21 protein-coding genes are annotated in these 20,937 nt (G+C 47.7%); 9 read left to right on the top strand and 12 right to left on the bottom strand.

Features of this window, described 5'->3' with window-relative positions; translation table 11 throughout:
* Positions 1–195 precede the first annotated feature (195 nt).
* Positions 196–1,548 carry an amino acid permease gene (locus tag FFM82_RS07890; RefSeq protein ID WP_137645316.1) on the top strand — a complete coding sequence of 451 codons (1,353 nt, stop codon included), beginning with the start codon at positions 196–198 and terminating at the stop codon, positions 1,546–1,548.
* A gap of 63 nt (positions 1,549–1,611) precedes the next feature.
* On the opposite strand, the gene FFM82_RS07885 is transcribed toward FFM82_RS07890, so the two are convergent.
* The 4 genes from FFM82_RS07885 to FFM82_RS07870 form a co-directional block, all read right to left on the bottom strand.
* Positions 1,612–1,956, bottom strand: coding sequence for a hypothetical protein (locus FFM82_RS07885; protein WP_137645315.1), 345 nt, complete (start codon positions 1,954–1,956; stop codon positions 1,612–1,614).
* Positions 1,957–2,040: 84 nt separating this feature from the next.
* Positions 2,041–3,627 carry an L-lactate permease gene (locus tag FFM82_RS07880; RefSeq protein WP_137645314.1) on the bottom strand — a complete coding sequence of 529 codons (1,587 nt, stop codon included), beginning with the start codon at positions 3,625–3,627 and terminating at the stop codon, positions 2,041–2,043.
* 16 nt (positions 3,628–3,643) lie between these two features.
* A complete protein-coding gene (locus FFM82_RS07875) occupies positions 3,644–4,984 on the bottom strand; it encodes a glycosyltransferase family protein (RefSeq protein ID WP_137645313.1) in 1,341 nt (446 codons plus the stop codon).
* A 451-nt stretch (positions 4,985–5,435) separates the two neighbouring features.
* Complete coding sequence (locus FFM82_RS07870) at positions 5,436–6,605, bottom strand: MFS transporter (protein ID WP_137645312.1); 1,170 nt, start codon at positions 6,603–6,605, stop codon at positions 5,436–5,438.
* A 132-nt stretch (positions 6,606–6,737) separates the two neighbouring features.
* Here FFM82_RS07870 and FFM82_RS07865 point away from each other — a divergent pair, with 132 nt between their 5' ends.
* The 5 genes from FFM82_RS07865 to FFM82_RS13755 all read left to right on the top strand — a co-directional run bounded on the left by FFM82_RS07865 (position 6,738) and on the right by FFM82_RS13755 (position 10,684).
* The gene (locus tag FFM82_RS07865; protein ID WP_137645311.1) at positions 6,738–7,139 is read left to right on the top strand and encodes a winged helix-turn-helix transcriptional regulator; all 402 of its coding nucleotides are present in this window, start codon (positions 6,738–6,740) and stop codon (positions 7,137–7,139) included.
* Positions 7,123–7,641 carry a GNAT family N-acetyltransferase gene (locus FFM82_RS07860; RefSeq protein WP_137645310.1) on the top strand — a complete coding sequence of 173 codons (519 nt, stop codon included), beginning with the start codon at positions 7,123–7,125 and terminating at the stop codon, positions 7,639–7,641. Before FFM82_RS07865 ends, FFM82_RS07860 begins: the two co-directional genes overlap by 17 nt.
* Positions 7,642–7,832: 191 nt before the next feature.
* Positions 7,833–9,125 (top strand): glycosyltransferase family 2 protein, encoded by a 1,293-nt coding sequence (locus tag FFM82_RS07855; RefSeq protein WP_137645309.1) that lies wholly within the window; start codon positions 7,833–7,835, stop codon positions 9,123–9,125.
* A 15-nt stretch (positions 9,126–9,140) separates the two neighbouring features.
* A complete protein-coding gene (locus tag FFM82_RS13760; RefSeq protein ID WP_225425650.1) occupies positions 9,141–9,875 on the top strand; it encodes a hypothetical protein in 735 nt (244 codons plus the stop codon).
* Positions 9,848–10,684 (top strand): hypothetical protein, encoded by an 837-nt coding sequence (locus tag FFM82_RS13755; RefSeq protein ID WP_225425649.1) that lies wholly within the window; start codon positions 9,848–9,850, stop codon positions 10,682–10,684. The genes FFM82_RS13760 and FFM82_RS13755 overlap by 28 nt, the downstream gene beginning before the upstream one ends.
* Positions 10,685–10,686: 2 nt before the next feature.
* On the opposite strand, the gene FFM82_RS07845 is transcribed toward FFM82_RS13755, so the two are convergent.
* On the bottom strand, positions 10,687–11,244 hold the full coding sequence (locus tag FFM82_RS07845) for an SAV1803-related protein (protein WP_225425648.1): 558 nt from the start codon (positions 11,242–11,244) through the stop codon (positions 10,687–10,689).
* A gap of 23 nt (positions 11,245–11,267) precedes the next feature.
* A complete protein-coding gene (locus tag FFM82_RS07840; RefSeq protein WP_137645307.1) occupies positions 11,268–12,164 on the bottom strand; it encodes a helix-turn-helix domain-containing protein in 897 nt (298 codons plus the stop codon).
* Between the two features lie 89 nt (positions 12,165–12,253).
* Here FFM82_RS07840 and FFM82_RS07835 point away from each other — a divergent pair, with 89 nt between their 5' ends.
* Positions 12,254–13,471 carry an MFS transporter gene (locus FFM82_RS07835; RefSeq protein WP_137645306.1) on the top strand — a complete coding sequence of 406 codons (1,218 nt, stop codon included), beginning with the start codon at positions 12,254–12,256 and terminating at the stop codon, positions 13,469–13,471.
* 144 nt (positions 13,472–13,615) lie between these two features.
* On the opposite strand, the gene FFM82_RS07830 is transcribed toward FFM82_RS07835, so the two are convergent.
* Together FFM82_RS07830 and FFM82_RS07825 are read right to left on the bottom strand one after the other, a co-directional pair.
* On the bottom strand, positions 13,616–14,284 hold the full coding sequence (locus FFM82_RS07830; RefSeq protein WP_137645305.1) for an ABC transporter ATP-binding protein: 669 nt from the start codon (positions 14,282–14,284) through the stop codon (positions 13,616–13,618).
* Position 14,285: 1 nt separating this feature from the next.
* Positions 14,286–15,035, bottom strand: a complete 750-nt coding sequence (locus FFM82_RS07825) for a hypothetical protein (protein WP_137645304.1) — start codon at positions 15,033–15,035, stop codon at positions 14,286–14,288.
* Positions 15,036–16,443: 1,408 nt separating this feature from the next.
* On the opposite strand from FFM82_RS07825, the gene FFM82_RS07820 reads away from it, so the two are divergent.
* Together FFM82_RS07820 and FFM82_RS07815 are read left to right on the top strand one after the other, a co-directional pair.
* Positions 16,444–17,289 carry a phage integrase N-terminal SAM-like domain-containing protein gene (locus FFM82_RS07820; RefSeq protein ID WP_137645303.1) on the top strand — a complete coding sequence of 282 codons (846 nt, stop codon included), beginning with the start codon at positions 16,444–16,446 and terminating at the stop codon, positions 17,287–17,289.
* A 159-nt stretch (positions 17,290–17,448) separates the two neighbouring features.
* Positions 17,449–17,658: a YozE family protein gene (locus FFM82_RS07815; RefSeq protein WP_307722440.1), complete on the top strand. Its 210-nt coding sequence runs from the start codon at positions 17,449–17,451 to the stop codon at positions 17,656–17,658.
* A 56-nt stretch (positions 17,659–17,714) separates the two neighbouring features.
* On the opposite strand, the gene msrA is transcribed toward FFM82_RS07815, so the two are convergent.
* From msrA to FFM82_RS07795, 4 genes are all read right to left on the bottom strand, one after another.
* On the bottom strand, positions 17,715–18,230 hold the full coding sequence (msrA, locus tag FFM82_RS07810) for a peptide-methionine (S)-S-oxide reductase MsrA (protein WP_137645301.1): 516 nt from the start codon (positions 18,228–18,230) through the stop codon (positions 17,715–17,717).
* An 11-nt stretch (positions 18,231–18,241) separates the two neighbouring features.
* Positions 18,242–18,688 carry a peptide-methionine (R)-S-oxide reductase MsrB gene (msrB, locus tag FFM82_RS07805; protein ID WP_137645300.1) on the bottom strand — a complete coding sequence of 149 codons (447 nt, stop codon included), beginning with the start codon at positions 18,686–18,688 and terminating at the stop codon, positions 18,242–18,244.
* Positions 18,689–18,820: 132 nt separating this feature from the next.
* Entirely contained in the window at positions 18,821–19,750 is a 930-nt protein-coding gene (locus tag FFM82_RS07800; RefSeq protein ID WP_137645299.1) for a manganese-dependent inorganic pyrophosphatase, read from the bottom strand.
* Between the two features lie 22 nt (positions 19,751–19,772).
* A complete protein-coding gene (locus FFM82_RS07795; RefSeq protein WP_137645298.1) occupies positions 19,773–20,732 on the bottom strand; it encodes a LysR family transcriptional regulator in 960 nt (319 codons plus the stop codon).
* Between the last annotated feature and the right edge of the window lie 205 nt (positions 20,733–20,937).

Below are 20,937 nucleotides of genomic sequence, written 5' to 3'. Positions count from 1 at the left end.
TGGGGTGATAACGGTTTATCAAAGTACCTAAAGATACCAAAAATTGCGTGAAAACGCAATTTTAGCTTTAGTAGTGGTTCAGACTTGCTCATCATTTCCATTTATCCTAAAATGTACTAATACGCAAAAATTTGAAAATTTATGAAAGGACCCGTGCCAGTGATGGTCACCGGGTCAAAGGAAAGTTGAGGGTCTATGGAAAATCAACAGCTCGCTCGTAAGTTAAAACGCCGACACGTTCAAATGATCGCCTTAGGTGGGGCAATTGGAACGGGCTTATTTCTAGGTTCAGGTGCTGCAATCAAGCAGGCCGGACCATCAATATTATTGGCCTACGCTATCGGGGGCGCGTTTTGCTACCTGATGATGCGGGCATTAGGAGAGTTATTACTTTCCAATACTAAACTGCATTCGTTTTTGGAATTTATCAATTTATATTTAGGTAAAAAGTTTGAATTCGCAATTGGCTGGACGTACTGGCTTTGCTGGATCAGCTTAGCGATGGCCGACTTAACAGCTAGTGGAATCTACATTCGCTACTGGTTCCCGTGGATTCCGCAGTGGGTCACACCGTTGATCATTATTTTGATTTTACTGATTTTTAACCTGTTATCGGTTAGTGCCTTCGGTGAATTGGAATACTGGTTTTCAATGATTAAAGTAGTGGCAATCGTCGCGTTGATTGTGACCGGGGCAATTTTAATCGGCTCGTCCGCCCACGTTGGCGGCCAAACCGTAACGGTCTCTAATTTAGTCAGTCACGGGGGCTTCTTTCCGAAGGGCGTCAGCGGCTTTTTAACCTCGTTTTCACTAGTCATCTTTGCCTTTACCGGAATTGAGATGGTCGGGATTACCGCGGGGGAAGCCGAAAACCCGGAAAAAGAATTGCCCCGGGCCATTAACAGCCTGCCGATTCGAATTTCCTTTTTCTACGTTGGGGCCCTGTTCGTCATCATGGCAATTTACCCGTGGGATCAAATTACCACGGCGCAGTCGCCGTTCGTACAAGTCTTTAGCGATATTGGCGTTAAAGCTGCCGCTAGCATCATCAACTTTGTTGTCTTAACGGCGGCCTTATCAGCTTGCAACAGTGCCATTTTTAGTACCAGTCGGACGCTATTTACCCTAGCACACGGTCAAAACGCACCACGTTGGATGGGCAAAGTCAACCGTTATAACGTTCCCGCACGGGCGCTGGCCTTTTCATCGTTGATCCTGCTTGTCATCGTGGTATTAAACTACGTGATTCCAAGTACCGTCTTTACGCTGATTTCCAACGTGGCAACCACGAACTTTATCATTGTTTGGTGTTCGTTGTTAGTTTGCCACTACGTTTATAAACGGACCCAGGATAGTAGCCAGAACCCGTTCCGGTTGCCACTGTTTCCTATGTCCAACGTGGCAACCCTGGTTTTCTTTATCGCGGTAACCATTATCTTATGCTTTGATCCGGTCAACCGTTGGGCGGTGATTGGTTCGGTCGTCTGGTTTGTCGCGTTACTAGCCATTGAGAGTGGCATGCGCCGGCACCAAACTGGCAGCGAGTAACACCTGAATAATCAACTGACGAAAAAAATCGTCCTAACCTTAAGGGTTAGGGCGATTTTTAGATTACACCGGGTTGGTTGGCTTTAACTGCTGCTCAACGGCCCGGGTATCCTTTAAAATTACGGCCTGGTCGCTAATCGGCATGATGCGGTGATGGGTCAGTAGCTCGTTGGTCAGGGCCTGATAAACGGCGGTGGCGACGACCCAGCAAGTCTGTGTGTCGTATTCGGGGGCCATTAGTAAGTCGTAGCCGACACTGGTATCCACGAAAACTTGAAAACCGATTCCGAGTCGGGCCTGTAAACGCTTTGCGTAACGGTGGTATAACGCTTGGTTAGCGGCTGCATCAGCCGTGGGACCCACCACCCGGTCACCAAGTTGTAAGCTATGCACTAGGCGCACTTGCATGTTAACCACGCCTCCTTTACGGATGGATAAACTACCCTTATTTTACCCGTTATTCGGCGTAATTGCAGTAAATTAGCTGGTTCTTTAGATTAATGCTAATAAGACGTAGCCACTAATACCGATTAGTCCAGCGTAAGCTAACCCGGGTAACAGGGTCTTACGCAGGATGGCGCCCTCCTGACCGTTTAAGCCCACTACCGAACTGACGGCGACGATGTTGTGCACGCAGATCATGTTACCAGCGGCCGCTCCAATCAGTTGGGCAGCTAGGATCACGTTCTGATTAAGCTGGGCGGTTTGACCAATGTCAGCTTGAATCTGAGCAAAGGTCAAAGTCGAGACGGTGGTACTACCGGTGACAAAGGCACCCAGCTGGCCGAGAAACGGGGCCATGAAGATCCAAATCCCGGCGAGGTAGGTCGCGACGAATTTAGCAATGTACATCGGCATGCTGGGTAGGTTAGCCTGGTTCAAATCGGAGTTAGTGAAGACCTGGACCATGATTAGGGTCACGATTAAAGCGAGTGCGGTTCCGCCCATACTGCCGGTCACTTTTTTTGCGGTCGGTAACAACGGCTTAAACGTGCGCGTTTGAACGAATAAGCCGATGATTGCCGCTAATGCGAGGATCGTTCCCGGCGAATACAGCAATTCCCACTCGGAGTTGATGGTGGAAAAGCCCAGGATGTGATTCCAAGACAAGTTCGCGTAGCGGGTCAGCACTTGCTGAAGCCCGTGCCACGTGCGACTGAGCAGTAATAAGATCACGACGAGGAGGTACGGGAACCAAGCCACCAGTAGCGGCATTGGTTGGGTACTCGTTTCAGCGGGCGCCTGGTAGTTGCGGACACGCCAGGCCAACTGGTGCGTCGGTAGTAACCAGTGGAAGCGGATGCTGATGATGGCCACTAACAAGGTTCCAAGCGGCGCAATGATCGAAACGAATTCGTAGCCAATCAGCCAGGCGCTCAGCAGGGCGAGCCCACTGTAAACAAAGCCAATTAGCAGCGACCAGGGAAGCACTCGCAGCCATTGCCGTAAACGGTGTTCACGGGGACCAAACCATAAAATCAAGAGTAGGATCAAGGCGGCTGGCATCAGTGCCCCGACGAATAGGTCGAGCTGGGTGGTCCGGACGCCAATTAAGTTTAAAAGGTGCGGCTTTTCCGTGACGTTACTAAGACCAACCGTTAAGGGCGTTCCAACGGCGCCAAACGCAGCCGGGGTCGAATCGGCTACCAGGGCCAAAATAACGGCGGCCATCGCCGGAAAGCCCAGTGCAATTAGCAGCGGGGCCGTAACCATGGCGGGAGTACCAAACCCGGACACCCCTTCAATTAAGCCACCAAAGAGGAACGTCACCAGTACGGCTTGTAGGCGCATGTCCGCGGAAATGGCGTGAAACCCCTGGTTAATCCGGGTAATTGCCCCGGTCGTGCGCAGCACGTTTAGCATCAGCAGGGCCCCGAATAAAATCCATAAAATCGGGAGCGCCTTATGAAAAGCCTGTAAAAGCGAGGCTAAAATAACGGTCGCTGGTAGGTGCCAGAAAAAGTAACTCGTGATGATGACGACGACGGCACTAATGCCCATTCCGCGGGTTGCGGGGAGGTTAAGGCCGCCTAGTAAAATCAACGGTAAAATAATTGCGGCTGCGGCAACCAGGATCATAGTTATCAGCTCCTTGTTAAGATTTTTGTAGCGGATGGTCCTGACTGTAAAAACTAATCAGGGTTAAAATGGCTGAGACTGCCACGAGTGGCCAAGCGATGCCGTGTAGGTAGTGGGCAGCTAGTGCCGGACTAGTTGGGTTGAAGAAGGCCATTAACCGCACGTTGTTCAGGGCACTAATGATGACGAGCAGGCCGAAAAAGCAGAGCTGGCAAAGCAGACCGCCGTACATGGAAAACCGGTACTTGTGAATGATAGCCAGGTCGGGATCCTCGCCCTCACCGTGATAAACACTGTCGTTAATGCCGGGATTTTCAAAGCCCAAGTAGAGTGCAACTAATAATAAGCCAAGCCCATAAATAACGGGAATTGGAATCAGCATCAACAGGTGGCCGATGACGAGTCCAAACCGAGCGATGGTCATGGCACTGAAGCGGGTGTGGTTGGCAATTAAGGTGGATAGCGGTGCCCCGGTTTCAAAGCCCAGCAAGTATAAGCCGAAAACGATGTACATCCCGGCCGCACCGAAGATGAAGTACCCGAAGAAACTGTTGAATAATAAGACCAGACTAAGTAGGAACCCACGGTTGACGACCCGGAGCTTATTGCTGTTCATGGCGTGCCAGTCCGCCCAAAACTCAAGGTTGAGTAGCAGGATGTCCAGGACGATCAGGGCGAGCACGGCGGGTAATGCGATATTTAAGTTAACTTTCCGTAATAGGGTCAGTAGCCCGAGCACGGCAAAAAAGATGATGAACAGGGCAACGCGCCAAAACTTGACGGGTTGCGTCGTGGAACGTTCATGTTGGTCGTAAAAGGCCAGTGAAAATTTCGATAGTAGCTGGCCAGCGGGAATCGCAATCAGAAAAAGCGCCGCTAGCAGGATAAAGGCCAGCCGGTACTGCAGGTCGAATAAGAAGTCCAAGCTAAAGAGGAGCGCTAAGCCCAAAAAGATTAGCCAGTACAATTTCTTTAATTTGAAATCGGTGGCCTCGGTTAAGTGGAGCTTAATCGTCAGGTAGTAGGGCCAGAGGTTAGCGGAGGTGTACCCTAAGGCAATTGCCGCGATCACCAGCATGGCCAGATTACTGGTTAGACTAAGAATGATACTGCCAATTGCGCCTAACCACAAACAGACGAGCAGGTAATTGCTGGCGGTTAGGTTGAGGTGCTTTGTCCAGAAGATACTGGCGGCCCGCGCAACGTACAGGACAATGATGGCAACTAGATAGTGACTGCTGCGAGTTTGTTGATATTTAAAAAGAATCAAGACGTACGGTAGCACGACGCCAATGTTTGCAAGAAAATTCAGGGTTGCTACCGAGAAATCTAGCCCTGAGTGGCGTAATTTTTCCAAAGTTTCACACACCAATCCATAGTTTTCTACAGATAAGTATAGCAATTTAACTGTTGAATTGCTGTTAAAGTGAATGCCGGTTCATAATCTTATATTGGTAGTAAACGGGGTTTAATGAGTCAAAGAGTTTCTGGTTAAACTCGGCGATGAAGCCGTTGAAGGGTGTTTTTGACGGATGCGCACTGGCTAACGGGTTCGTTGCAAAATCGAACGAACGTTCGTATAATATAAAGGGCCATGTTTAAGCTGAGAATTGCTGATTAAGTAGCGTTTTATAGCATCTAATTAGATTGTATACTCTTACTTTAACTAGAAAGCAAAAAATCAAAACCGTCACTAAGCAAAACCCATTCTTTTAAATCCAACAAAAAGGCAGTTACACCGGCAATAACGAGAGCGAATGCTGGTGTAACTGCCTTTATTAGTGGTACATCAAGCTTGTTACTAATTTCTAACTGTGTCGGCTTAACCACCACGTCAGCAAATAGCCCAGTAAAACCATGCCACTGGCTGCCAGCGCGGTTGTCGCAAGCCCCCAACTGGTGGTCACGATCCCGCCAATAGCGGTTCCTAGCGCAATTCCCACGCTAAAGCCAGCAATATTTAACGCGGCCGCGAGGTTAACTGCGGTCGGAGCTTGGCGCTTTGCTAACTTCAACACGTATGCTTGTAGGATCGGCACATTCATGAAACCCAAACTACCCAGAACGATGATGGTTAAAATCGCTGGCCCCAATTGGTTGGCAGTCCAGTAAAATACAAGGAGTGCTACAGCTTGCAGTAAGAAAATCCGCCGTAGTAATTGCAATGGGGCGGTAGCGATTAGCCGCCCGCCCAGCCAATTTCCAAAGGCAATCGCGAGTCCATAAATGACAAGAATCGGGCTGATCCACCGTGGTGCAACGTGGGTGACCGTTTGTAAAATCGGGGACAGGTAGGTGAAAGCGACGAAGGTCCCGCCGTAACCTAAGATGGTTACAACTAAGACTAACCCGATTGTTTTATTCGTTAGCAAGTGCCACTGCTGCGCCCAGGTCGGTGGGACCGTTGTCCGCTGTTCCCGTGGTAACGTCCGCAGGTTTAGTGCAAAGGCTAGTAAACCAAGCCCCGCGATGACTAGAAATGGTATGCGCCAACCAAAGTGGTCACTCACCAGCGTGCCTAACGGGGCCCCAAAAGCGGTCGCAATCGTGAACCCACCGAAGATGAACGAAATCGCCCAAGCTTGACGTTCGCCACTGACTAACTCGGCCGCAATCGTCGAACTGAGTGCAAACAGGATGCCGTGCGCAGTCGCCGCGGCAAAGCGCCCAACGAGTAACCAGTGAAAGGTGGGCGCTAAACTGATCAGCAAGTGTCCGGCAACGAAAGCGACTAGTGCCCCCAAAATAACTCGCCTGCGGGCGGCTTTGACCGTAATGACGGCTAAGACCGGGCCGCCGACCGCAACGCCCAACGCGTAAAGTGAGGTAATCATCCCGGCGGTGGCGGTACTAATGTGAAAGTCGCTGGCCACCGCTGGCAGAACGCCGACACTGATGAACTCGGTAACGCCCACGCTGAAGAAAGTTAACGCCATGGCAATCAAAGCTAACCGAGATTTTGATGATAATGCGTGCATTTAAAATGCCTCCTCGTTATAATAAAATTTGTGACTTTTTTGATTATAAGAAGATTACGAACAAAAAGTAAGTACGCACTTTAAAGTGCGGTAGGTACCTGAAAGTACCTAATGACTTCAGGGGGTGTTTAAGTGCGTAAAATTTATCATTTAGCAGTTGAAGCCACCTTAGACGTGATCGGTGGTAAGTGGAAACCCATTATCCTTTGTCATTTGGGTAACGGGACGTTACGGAATGGTGAGCTACGCCGCCTGATTCCAGAAATTTCACAACGGGTATTGACGCAACAATTACGCGAATTAGAGACGGACGGAATCGTGGCGCGGCACGTTTATCCGCAGGTGCCGCCGCGCGTCGACTATGAATTGACAGCGGAAGGCCGCAGCCTGCGCAACGTATTATTAGCAATGTCCGATTGGGGCGAACGGCGGGTTGCCCGCGCCCAAGAATCCGGCCGCGACGTTCAAATTATTGATCACAATCAACGCGGCTTTAATCGTATGGAGGACTTAAAAGATGGAAACGAAGGTTAGACAGTTAACAGTGGCGGACGCCCAAGCGCTACGTAAAATAAGTATTGAAACGTTTCAGGATACTTTTGGTGCTCAAAATAGTGCCGAAAACATGGCGGCTTACCTGACCAGCGCGTATAACTTACCAAAGTTACAAGCTGAATTAGCCACTGCAGGATCGCGCTTTTACTTTGTTGAACGTGATCACGAACCAGTGGGCTATTTGAAGTTAAACGTGGGCGGTGCGCAATCCGAAGCCATGGGGAAAGACGCGCTAGAAATTGAACGCATTTATATTCGGCCGGCATTCAAGGGACACGGATTGGGGAGTGCCTTTATTGAACAGGCACTAACCCTAGCGCGTGAAGCCGGCAAAACTAAGGTGTGGTTAGGTGTTTGGGAACATAATGAACCTGCCAAAGCATTTTACACCAAGCGCGGATTCACCCAATTTAGTGCTCACCACTTCGTTATGGGTGACGATCCGCAGACCGATTTATTGATGATTAAAAAACTGGACTAAATCAGTGGTTAAGCAGAATTAACCGGTCACAAAAACCCGGACAGATTAGCAAAATTATTGCTAATCTGTCCGGGTTTTTCTGATTAATCGATTAAATTAGTTTACTATGTTTTCGATTTGCCGGGACCAGCCAAACAAGGTTGAATCCCGGTATAATCGACCAGTATATTAATCACTCTGGGGGAGTTTTCATGACCATCTTTATCAATACGGCCATCGCTATATCAAGCCTATTTTACTTATACTTTTTATTAAACGTCATTCTGGTCAATCATTACCGCGAACCGGCCAAGCTCGTTAATAAGGGTAAGCAGCGTTATCATTTGTTCATTGTGATCCCGGTGCTAAATGAAGAGCAGGTGATTGGCCGCACCATTACGCGCCTATCCCGAGAATTAGCGAAATTACCCAGTAGTATTCAAGCTAATATCGTCGCCGTCGACGATAATTCTTCGGACCGCAGTTTAGCGTGCCTTACACAGCTCAAGTCACCTTATTTACAAATTATTCACCGGGCGGGTAACGAAAAAGCCGGTAAGGGGGCGGTATTAAACACAGCCGTCAATTACATTCATCGGACTTTAGCAGCGACGGAAGATCCGCAAAAAATTGTGCTGGGCGTCCTCGACGCCGACGCCTTTATGACCGGGGCGGGGTTGACCCGCGCAGTGGCACACTTTGAAACGGACCCCGAACTGACGATGTTACAAACCGGAGTCAGCATTTACAACCAGACGAACTGGTTGACCCGCATGCAAAATTTTGAATTTATGGGGGCCAATAACGCGACGCAACAGCTGCGCAACCGACTAGGCCAAGGCATTGCTTCCGGTAATGGTCAGTTCGTACGGTTAGACTTGGCGTTAAATAATCCGTGGGGCGACAGTTTATTGGAAGATTTGGAGTTCACCCTGCGGACGTGGTTGAACGGCGGCAAAACGGCTTTTGACCACAAGTTAGTCGTTGCCCAGGAAGGCGTCGAGAAAATTCGGCCGTTCTTTAAGCAACGGGTCCGCTGGTGTCAGGGATCCCTTCAGTGCATCCGTTACTTGCCCGCACTGTGGCGGTCCCCATCGCTAAATAAGTTCCAGAAAATCGATACTTCGGTGTGGGTGCTCATGCCGTTTACGGGGTGTGTGATGCCGGTTGCCGGCTTGGTCGCGTTGATTGTGTTGATCAGTCGTAGCTTGACTGAATGGCACGTGGGCTGGCACCACTTAGCAATTATTACGATCATATGTATCACCCTAGTCGTCATCGTCCTGTCAGCTAACCTTTATTTGCGGAACTACGCCGAAATTAATCAGCCGGCGAGTCCAATCAGTGCCTTGCTTCAAAGCCTAAGCTTTCAAGGGTATTTATTAATTGTGAGTTTGACCCCCTACGTTGCCATTTATCGGCAAGTTCGTGGGCAGACGGGGTGGACGAAGACGCACCACGGAACCCGTCAACCGGTTGGAATACCAGTCAAACAGTCGCAATAACAAGGGGAGTTGAACATGGCAAGACGTCTTATTTTAAGAATTGCGCAGGCCATTACGTTAATAATTGCGGCGGGTCTACTTATCTGGATGTTAGTGGCAAGTTGGCAAACCGCCTGGTCGACGGTAGTGCAAAGCGGTTGGGTCGCGATTATTGGTAGCCTCGGAGGGGTACTGGCACTCGTACTAGCCATCATCGCGGGTGGCCACTGGTTAGCTAAACAAAAGACGAGCTGGATTATGGCGACCTTTGCCGGCCTAACACTGTTAAAATTACCGCTATTGGCAGTTTTAAAAATCACACCAACCGCTGATTTTGAGCGTTACCACACACTAGCCGCATTCAACGCACAGGGTTTGACCTGGGTCGATTTGTTACACCGCGGTGACGTTGGGATTTTTAGCGCATTCCCGCATTCACTCAACGTGGCCAACTTTTTTAGCTTTATCACGGCACTAGCGGGGGATAACTTTGCCGTTAGTCAGCTCGTTAACATTGGCTGCACGTTTTTAGACCTACTATTAATTTATTGGCTAGTCGCCCGCTGGTTATCCAAACCGTTAGGAATTATGGCCGCGTTGACCTTTTACGCGTTACCAGCTTACTGGCTCTATAGTAGTTTATTAAACGGCGTGGAACCACTCTTTTTGACCTGCATCTTAGTAACAATGCTAGCGCTGAGTCGCGCCTTTTTACCGTTGGCGACCGCCACACGGCACGATCAGTGGCTGAACCTGGGTTTGCCTGGTTAGCCACCATCGTTGCTGACATGGTGCAACCGGTCATGATTATCTGGGTCATCGCCTTAATCGTATTTTCGTTAGGACTACTGTTACAACCACTGACTAAGCTGTGGCGTAAAAAGCTACTCGTTTACCTCGGTGCTACCGTTCTCATGATGGCGGCTTCTGGTGGCCTGTACAGTTGGCTGTACGGTTTTCCGGTGGCTTCCGATCAGGTCGCCATCAGCTACCGCTTAGCAGTCGGCACGGATTCGCAAACCAACGGGACGCAAAGTCCGCGAATTGAACACCAAGTACAACGGCAACTTGATCGGTCCAAGGATTTGGCCAGCGCGTACCCTAAGATTGCTCAGCAGATGCACCGGCAAATTCAAACTAACCTGACCGAATTGCAAGGGCAGCAGCGTCCATTTATGAACCAAAAAATGCAACAATTTGTCGCTGAAGATTACGGCTACCAGTTTGTGAGCCAAAATCTTAGTCCAACGTTAAATTCCCGGGCAACGCGCCAAGTTTGGCGTCAGAGCCGTGCACCACTAGTCATGATTGGCACCGGCTACTTTCAATTATTACTAATTGCGGCCCTAGTCAGTGTGATAATTGGCCTATCCTTGCTACTTAAGCGCCACTATTTAAATAATTATTTCTTTTATAGTGGTTTGTTAATGGACGGGTTCGTGTTAGGCGCGTTATCGTTAGAAGTTCAGGGACGCTACCACGTCATCGTGTACTTACCATTAATTTTTCTGGTCATTTGTGGGGCTGCGGGCCTCAAGACTTGGCTTTTGCACCCTAAGGCTAATGTTGAGAATTATTAGTCCTAGTCTTTGAGGAGCTGCGCTAACGGGCCGCGTTCTAGGTGGTCAAATAAGGTGAGGGCTTCTTCTTTTGAGAGTAATGAGCGCCCGTAACAGCGTTGGCGCCAGTTGCGCTGCGGTACCTGGTGGTCGACGTACCAGGCCCAAACGTCTTTTGATAAATATTCCCGGTAACCGTGGTAGCCGAACTGACCATCCGTTTCTTTGGCAATCAGGGCGTGCAAAATCAAGTGTTCAACTTCGTCAGCATAGACTAGTTGGGCACTTTTTTGGTAGCTAAAGGGGTACTGGTACTTGCGAATCGTCGCGGCGTCCGCCATGTTGCTAAACCGGTTTTCGGCTACGTGGTGGGTACACAGGCCGTCACGGGTCCGCGTGTAGTTACCGCGTTGTAGGCGCCGGACTTGGCCCGCTAAAAACTGTTGGTAGGACGCTTGGTTGAAGTAATCGTCTTTAACCGCACCATAGCGCCGCTGTAACTGCGTGACGGCGGTAGTGTAGGTGAGTGTCATTAGTTTCAGGTAGTGGTTAAACCGTTCTTGGTGGCTAAAAGTTTGCATAGTATCTTCTTTCATAACTGGTTTTACGTTAATTTGGCACGATAATCGCGGGCTTGCTTAGTTCGAATGCGGATAATCTCGTAGACGGACTGATCGATAGTCGGTCGAAACCGGTCTTCCAGCGCGGTTATCTCGTCGAGAGTTTGCTGCCCCGCAACCGCATCGCCAAAAAATAGGGCCCAAATTCCCAGCCAGAGCTGGCGCGATAACCGCTCGTCCCAAGTGAGGCGCTGAGTATCAAGTGCCAGCAGCTTTGATTTAATTGCTTTGGCCGCGGCGTAGTCGTGATAGTTTAACGTGACCTGAAAGAGGGTCCCGTAGTAGTTTGTTAATACCGGCAGGGCGTGTAGGGGGTCGCCCCAGGCTGTTTGGTAGCGCTGGCAATTTTGTTCAACTTTACGGGTTAAGGCTGGTAAGGCAGCCACCCCCTCGCTACTGGCTAGTAGTGGCACCAACACCGGGACGAATTTTAATTCCTGCAGACTCCAAGTTTTGGTTTGGCGTAAATGGTCGTAGGCAATCCGCGCCGTCTTTGTGAGCGCGATTCGCGAGTGGTCGTAGGCGAGCAGGAGAATGTCACCGTAGCTCGCGACCAGCCGTTCGTAGGACCGCGGACTATTGACGTGTTCACGCACCCAGGTAGCCAGTGCGGGGAAGTTTTGCTGTTGGTAATAACGTTCAACTTGCAATAGGGCTTGCGCTAACGGGGTCGGCTGATAATTACGGTGAATAAAGCGGAATTCATCCGCACTGATCCCGAGATTATCCAAAATTTTAAACAATTTGGTTGCCGCAATATCGTTTTGGCCGCGTTCGAAGCGGTTTGCAAACGACCGCGAGACCACGCCACTATAGACCGCTTGCTGGCTAAGGTCCTTAGTTAACCTAATTTGATGAATTGTCTGCCCAAATGCTGTCATCTTTCCTCCTTACGTTGCAAATATGCAACTAACTTATCATACCACGTTAGCGGATTCCCCGTATGATATGAAAAAAGGGGGAATCATGAATGTTATCCATTATCCGTTTAAGGGCCTTTCAGGCGATTGCAACTGGCAACTTGTTCGCAACGATTGGTATTAGTCTTTTTAACATTGTGCTGCTAATGTACGCTAAGAGTTTCCCAAATCCGCACTGGTACGTCAGTATGGTTACGGTTGCAACGTTACTGCCGTATTTATTTTCCGGAATCACTGGTAAGCTGGCCGACCGCTCGGCGAGCCGGCCCCACCGGTTAATTTATACCAAATTTTTCCAAGCCGGGAGTTACGTTTTGCTGGCTGGTGTCATCAATCAGCAAACGGCGCTCGTCTTTTACCTAGTTATTCTAATCAACGTCGTTTCGGACATCGTCGGTGGCTATGGTGAGGGCTTGATCAAACTAATGATTCAACGCCAAATTCCGGCCACTTTGCGGCAACAAGCAATTGGTTTAAATACCAGTGTTGCAACCCTGATCGCCCCGGTAGGTCAAACCATGGGAGTGGTCGTAATGAGCCAGTTCCATAATTACGCCGTTGCGGGGTTGATCAACGCCGCCGCCTTCGTCTTATCAGCACTGTGCCTGTTATGGGATGACCAACCACTAGCCCCGGCGCCCATGGTTGAAAAGACCACGCACCAACCAATCTGGCCGGCACTCACCAAAGCGGTACGGCGAGCATTCGGGTTAAGCGCCGTTAATTTCTTGGGCATCATCATGATTGCAAACATCTGCGATACCAGCTTAGATGGGATCTTAAACTTGTTTTTTATCGATCTTAGTTCCGAATTACCCGTATCTTACGGGACGGCCATCGTCCTGACCAACTGTGTGTACGTGGCCGGCAGTGTGCTCGGTGCGGCAAGCCGGCATACGTGGCTAGATCGCGTGACTAATTTGTCCTTATTGCTGATTACCACCGCCGCTACGGGACTGGCATACATGGTACTACTCATCGCGCCACGGTTCACGTTGATCTTACTTAGTGTCTTGGTTGTCGCATTTTGTAATGGTAAATTAAATCCACGGCTGATCAGCCAATTGATGCAGGTCATCCCCGCGCAAAATACCGCCGCGGTCCTCGGAACCGTGAGTGCCGTCGTGATGATGGCTGCCCCGATTGGGAGTATGTTCATCCTATTGTGCTACAACTTGTACGGCGCAACGATTGCACTTACCATCGTTCTTACCCTTGCAGTAATGACGTTTGGCTGGTGCCTCGTTGCGAAACGGGCTGAGTCGTAAAGCCGTATTATTACCGAAAGTTGTAACGTACAACGATTTTAATATGGGGCTCACATCGTGCTGCCAAAAGTTTTAAAACGAATACCAACGATGAGGAATCACAACAACAGCCGTCCCAATTAATTTAGGACGGCTGTTGTTGGGCTAATGTTGCTTAAAATCACGGATAAACGGTTGCGATGCCTTAGCAAACTCAACCGGAGAAAAAGTCGTAACCCGGCGCTGATCAAGCCAGAGAACTTGGTAATCTTTAAACTGGGTCAGATCACGGTAGTCGTGCGTGATGATCAAGTAAGTCCGGTCAGGATGTTCCCGGAGCACCGTGCATAAGCGGTTAACGTTTTGCCGGTCGATTTCAGCAGTGGGTTCGTCTAAGACGATTAACTCCCGCTGGCATTGTAAAAAGAGTAGTAATTGGACTAGTCGTTGCTGGCCACCCGAAAGCTGGCCGTAGACTTGGTTCCAAAGCGGTTCGATTACCGCGTAAGTCGCGGGATCAACGAGCGACTTAACTTGCGCCAACGTTAATTTGGTACGGCCGTATTCGACGCCCAAAATTAACTCGGCAACGTCTTGGACTTTGATTGAAGTTAACATTGGTAACCGCTGACTGAGGTACAGGGTGGATTTTGGCAGTGTCACCGGGGTGCTTGGTGAACGGAGCCCCGTCAAAAGGTCCGCCAACGTCGTTTTTCCCGCGCCGTTCGTTCCAATCAAAAAATTCACGCTGGGGACGGCGAGGTTAAATGAAAGGTCGTTAAAAAAAGGCGTGGTTTGCTTTGGAAATTGGTAGGTAAGGTGCTTAATTTGCATGCTAAATAACCTCCGCTGGCAATAATTTTAGGTGACGGTAACTGAGATAGCCAACAATTCCAAGGACAATCAGGCTAATGATGTAAGTGAGGAGGTAGGCGCCAATCTGACTGACAAGCGCCCGAAAAATAAAACTACCTAAAAATAACGGGCTTAAAATATTGAACAGTGGATTTTGAATAGCGGGTGTCATCACCGCTGCCAACCCGAACGAGGCAAAGACGACGCCAATTGAGATCAAGTTAACGAGGGCGTCCACGGTTTTCTCGCGAGCGGAGAAGGCGAGTAGTGGTAAGCAAAAGCAGACGGCGGCGGGGAAGGATAGTAGCAGTGTGAGCCATAACTCGGCTAGTAATGGCAAAACCGGTAAGTTAAACACGAGGCCGGATAGACCGCCGACTAAGGTGATGCTGATGCCGAGTTGAATAAAACTGATCAACGTTTCGGCCACTAAAATAACGGAAGGGCTAGTGACTAACGACTGGTACTGTTTTAAATAACCCTGCTCACGTAAAATGGCAACTGCGGATACGGCTTGAAGGGCACTTGAAAAGATCATCCAGCTAATAAACGGTGCCACGTTGGCTGCGTACTGAATGGGAGTCAACGGCTTGAAAAAATGGCCGGCCGTGTTCAAAATCAAAAAGAAAATCGGGAGACCAATCGTATAAATTAAAACGGTCGGGTTGCGACCCATGACTTTTGCAAAGTAGCGGGTGTAAATCAAAGTTTGTTGGCTGTATTTCAGCATGCTTGTCATCTCTTCATTAAATATTTTTCATTAATTACTAATAATTTTACCACTTTATAATGTAAATGTAATCCGGCCAAGGCAGGTTTGCTGGCAACTAATGATCCGTTGACGGCTTGGGGGGACTACCGCCAACGCGCTTATATTTAATAAAGTTTCCGAATTGCCATTAATTTTGATGAACAGGTTGACGCGTCGCATGACGGCGCCTATTATTTGGAGCAAGTTTTAAGACGGAGAAGGCGCTGCAGATGAAGTTAATTAAGGCTTTTTTCCTTAGTTATTTACGCGTTGCAATCTTTTACGTTTTGACAATGTACTTAGTGACCGCACCGCCGACTGGGCCGTTCGTGTTTAGATGGACTTTAGCGAATAGCGGGTTAACGTTGTCATACCTGATTTTTTATCCAGTTTTAATTTATCGGGTTCCTAACTTAAAAAAGCGCCGCTTTGCGTTCCAATCGTTAAATACTCGGTCGTTGAAGCGCCTTATCGAGGAAGATCATTTACAATTTAAATTAAGCATTAGGAACGAACGACTGCTGTTTAAAAGTCAGATGACCGATACAATCATGAGCTCGGAACTGACTTTTTTTGTTCAAGGCGCGTTATTACTGGTCTCAGGGCCGGTGCTGATTGGATTAGGACTATCCGTAGTTACCAAAAAGTGGCTAAAAAAGCGTGTTAAATAGCTGTTTTGCCAATTACTGAGCCAACTTTATCAATAAATTGCAGCCGCAACTATTAAAAATATCGGTTTCGCCATAACAACTTCAAGATCTGACTTCGTCACTTGACGCTGCTAAGATTTGGTTATTGTTGAATTTTTAGTTTAAATAATTCCAGAACGTCAGCAATTTTCGCTGAATATTTATCAGCAAACGCGCGTGCACAACATGATAATTAGTGCAAAAGCTTGGTTTGGCAGTAATTGTAAGGATAAACGTCAATATACTGAGAGGGGTGTTTTTTTATATATTCTAGTTTACATAATATATATTATACTAAGTAGAAGTATAAAGAAAAATCCTCCCCCACGACCTAATTTGGGTCCCCCGATGCTAAAAATAATTCCGCACCGGCTAATCTTTTGCGTTGGCTTCATCTGACGACCAAAATTTTATCCGTCACGACCACTAGATATTTTTGTTACCGTTAAATTTGGCTGCGTTATGGAGTTTCGGTTTAAATTAGACAATTGCGGCGACAATCATTAAACAACTGATATTTACAAATATTCCTAGGTTTTAGCAGCTGCGTTTAAAATCATTTAATGACCACTTGTCTGATTATAATTTGAACTTGGCCTTAGAATCCACCTCTCAGCACGTCCTAATGGTTTGTTTTTGGATGATTTTTGTGGTTAAGTTAAAGTAACAGATTATAATTAGAATGGAGATTTACTACCTTGGCAAGCACTTTCCCTTATGAAAAAAGTTTTATCCAGCACTTACAAGCTGCCGATAAGCAACCCGTGACGATTGAACAATACCGATTAACCCTAACGGACTTTTTTAACTACGAACAACACTTTAACGATACCTTTGCCCGTGATCAACTTCTAAGCGACTTGACCGAAAATGACATTCAGGCTTACTTAGCCATGCTGAAAAACAACCGCCAATTCAAACAATCGACCCTCAATAAGACTTTATCCAACCTGAACGGTTATTTCAGTTACTTATTCGAACACCGCATCATTACAATGTTACCAACTTTTAGCCTTAAAGGCCGGCCGTTACCAGCACACAACAACGGTGATAATTGGCCGGAACAGTTGTCAGAACTCCTTGCTAACGATGATTTGCACGTCTATACGCGGGCGTTTTTACTCTTTACGGCTAAGGGCTTTACGAGTCAAGAAATGCTGAAGCCGGACTTTGAGGAGACCATCCAGACAATTCCGTTCGCCTCTTCCGAACAAGTGTTCTTAAAAAAACTAACCGCTTTTTTGGCACCGCTAAAAGCCACGGGTCTGCACGGTATTTTCTTAAAAACGCGCCGGCGCGGACCTAGTGCCAACCTTTCATTAGCCGCGTTGCATAAGTACCTGGGTGGTGATAGTATCCGTGCGGGAATGCCATTAAAACCGGTAGCCTTACGGCAAAATTACATGCTGTGGTACTTAGATCACCACCGTACCGCGCCAGTCGAAACACTTTTATCACGTTTACGACTGGATGAGGCTAGTTTAAATTATTACCTAAACCTGTTGCGGCGGCGTGATCTGCGGGAACAGCGTAACCAAAAGTAGGCAACCTTTACATTGTTACATTTAATTGACACTTATTTACAAAACCGTCACGCAATTTACAGTTGATTATCCACTTAGTTAAAAAGCTTTAAAACCCCTATACATCTCCCAGTTAGGTCGATAAACTAGTCTTATCAACTTCATTAAATTCGTGAAAGGATGATTCAGATGACATTCTATCGTTGGCTCGAACCCTTTATTGATCAACGGGGTCCGTTCGCCCCAGCGGCCCGTTACGCCCATTCCGATTTTGATTTTCCACTTACTAGCAATGTCAGTGAATTATCCAATTATATCAATTATTTAAACACTAGAGAATCCGTAAAACGCTCGTTTTATTCCGCGTTAGAAGCTTACCAGGCTTCCTAGCCAACAGAAAGTGGCGCCCCCAGACCAACTGGGAGCGCCACTTTTATGATTTAAGATTAACGCCAATACTTTTTCAAAAATTGCTCGCGTCCGCCCATTTCTTCGATTTGATACCGAAACGGGTTGCGCCGGTAGAAGTCCTGGTGCGCTTCTTCGGCCCGGTAAAACGGCTTGGCGTCTTCAATTTGCGTCACGATGGGTTGCGTGAACCGCCCACTAGCCGCTAACGCCGCTTTTGACGCGGTTGCAACTTCACGCTGTTCCGGACTATTGACGAAAATCACTGGCCGGTAACTATCGCCCCGGTCTTGGAATTGTCCGGAGGCGTCGGTCGGGTCCGTTTGGCGCCAATAAATTTCAACTAGTTGCGCGTAACTGATGATTTCCGGATCAAACGTAATTTCAACCGCCTCGGTATGCCCGGTCGTATGGCTCGCGACTTGTTCATACGTGGGATTAGCAACGGTACCACCTGTGTAGCCCGAGACGACCTGCTTGATTCCGGGCTGTTGGTCAAAAGGCTGAACCATGCACCAGAAACACCCACCAGCAAAGATTGCTGTATCTGTCATTTAGGTCCCTCCTAGGAATGATCTGCTTTAAACAATGCCTGGTACTCACCGTAGCCCTCAGCGGCTAACGACGCAACCGGAATAAATCGGAGCGCCGCCGAATTAATGCAATAACGTAAGCCACCGCGGTCACGGGGACCGTCGAGAAAAACGTGACCTAAGTGCGATTTAGCTTGGGGACTCAAAACTTCTGTACGGTGCATGCCAAACGAATCGTCGTAATTTTCCGTCAGCCGCTGTTTTTGAATCGGTCGCGTAAAGGACGGCCAGCCACACCCCGCATCGTACTTATCTAACGAGCTGAATAACGGTTCACCACTCACAACGTCGACGTAGATTCCTTCTTGATAAAAATCATCGTACTTACCGGTAAACGGCCGTTCCGTTGCTGCTTCCTGGGTGACAGCGTACTGTTCAGCCGTCAAGCGCTGGCGAAGTTCTGCATCTTGTTCAGGCATATCATCAGTCCTTTCTAATTTCAGGCAAAAGGTTGTGCACAATCTTTTGCCCACCTATTACTATACGCCTTCCCGCTAAAAATACAAAAAAGAAGCCTTGATCAACTGATCAAAGCTTCTTAGGGAACTCAATTAAGCATTAAAAGCGTCCGTCAATGGCGGTACCACTTGCTTTTTACGTGAGACAACGCCTGGTAAGCTTAAGCGGTTGTTAGCCAATTGCTTACCGAAGGCCTTTTCAACGGGTGCCGTTGGTTCACCAACGACTAATAATTCGGAATCACTGTTCAAGATGTTCGTTGCCAAAATCAAGAACAAGTCATAACCTTCAGCCTTGTTTTCATCCTTAGCAGCCGCTTCTAAAGCAGCTTGACGCTTGAAGACGTCGTCTAAGTCGACCGTGTTGATTTGAGCGACACGAACGGTCGAACCATTCATGTCGAAGGACTTGGCGTCAGCATCGATTAATTCCTTTTCGGACTTGCTATCAATGTTAGTGCCCGCCTTCAACATGGCTAAACCGTAGCTTTCGTAGTCAACGTCGGCAATCTTAGCTAAATCCTTAACTACGGCAACGTCGGTTGGCGTGGTTGTTGGGGACTTTAATAATAACGTGTCGGAAATGATGGCAGAAAGCATCAAACCAGCTAACTTAGCCGGGATTTCGACCTTGTTTTCTTTAAATAACTTGTAAACCACGGTGCTAACACAGCCAAGCGGTTCTGCACGGTAGAATAATGGTTGCGCCGTGTTAAAGTTAGAGATCCGGTGATGGTCGACCACGTGGGTGACCATCACGTCGGCAATGTCGCTGACACTTTGTTGTGGTTCGTTGTGGTCAACTAACATCACCTTATCAACTTCCGGAGCCGCCTTGGTGATAACCCGCGGTGCCGGTTCATTGAAATGATCTAACACGTACTTGGTTTCTTCGTTAGGTTCGCCTAAAGCAACGGCTTCGGTGTCCGCCCCTAACTTGTTTTCTAAATATGAAAAGGCCTTAGCCGCCACAATTGCGTCGGTATCGGGATTTTGATGTCCAAAAACTAATTCCTTACTCATGCGCACAAAACTCCTTTAAAACTTATTTTTGATTAAATTTTTGTAACCGTGTGATGTAATCTTCGCTCCGCAAGTAAGTATCAAATTCTTCCAAGAAATTCTTGATCCGAGGAATTTGATCCTTATCCTTGCGGAAGACAAAGTTGAGGTCAAACTTAATGGCTGGTTCAAACGAAATCGTGTGTAATTTATCGACCGCCGGGTTGGCAACCATGAACGAATTTGGTAACGCCGTATTCGTCGCCGTTGCGGCCACAAACCGGTAAATTTGTTCGGGTTGGGTAAACCGGGCCACCGGTGTTGGTAAATCAGCCATCTGGTTTTTGTAAGATTCTTTGATGACTTGGTCTAGATAGTAATTTTCCGGGTACATCGCCCACGGCTTACTCGTCGTATCCTTAAACTTGATACGCTTCTTTTTAGCCATCTTCGGGTCACTGGAGATAAACAATAATTCGTCTTGAATAATCTTCTTGGACTGGTACGGCTTCCAGTTCTTAATACTTTCGTCCGGTAAATACATGACGGCTAAGTCAATCAGGTTGTTTTCAAGGCGTTCCCAAATTTCTTTACGGGTCAACATGTGGAACGAAATAATCACGTTCGGGTTAGCTTCGTAATACTTAATGGCAAAGTCTTCAAAAACGTGATCCTCAATGGAAGCTAAAATCCCAATATTGATCGCACCCTGAGTGGCGCTCGTCGTTTGCTGAATCTCATCGGTTGCCTTGTTTAAAACGTCGTAGATATTGTGGGTTGCATTAAGCATCGTGTAACCCGCATCAGATAAGCGTAATTTTTTACCAACTGAATAAAACAGCGGCGCACCAACCGTACGCTCGAGTTTCTTAATCTGTTGGGTCAACGCGGGTTGGGTAATTCCCAAAATCTGGGCCGCCTGCGTATAATTCATAGTTTCAGCTAATTGCAAGAAATACGTCAAAGTCTTTGAGGAAAAAATACTTTCTTGAGTTGTCTTCATGAATTTTACCTGATCCTTTCGTCTTATCATCATCTTATGATATCTATAATATTAAACAAGATTAGATTTGAAAGCAAGCGCTTGTTATCGGTAAATAAAGCTTAACTAATTATTAATCAAATAAACGTTCCACTTAATCTTACTGCTAACGCCCGTAAGCATGCAAGCGTTGCTTAGGCGAACCTTCAGAAATTACCACAATCCT

Source organism: Lactiplantibacillus plajomi, assembly GCF_005405405.1.
Lineage (GTDB): Bacteria > Bacillota > Bacilli > Lactobacillales > Lactobacillaceae > Lactiplantibacillus > Lactiplantibacillus plajomi.
This window is presented reverse-complemented; position numbering and strand designations above follow the sequence as displayed.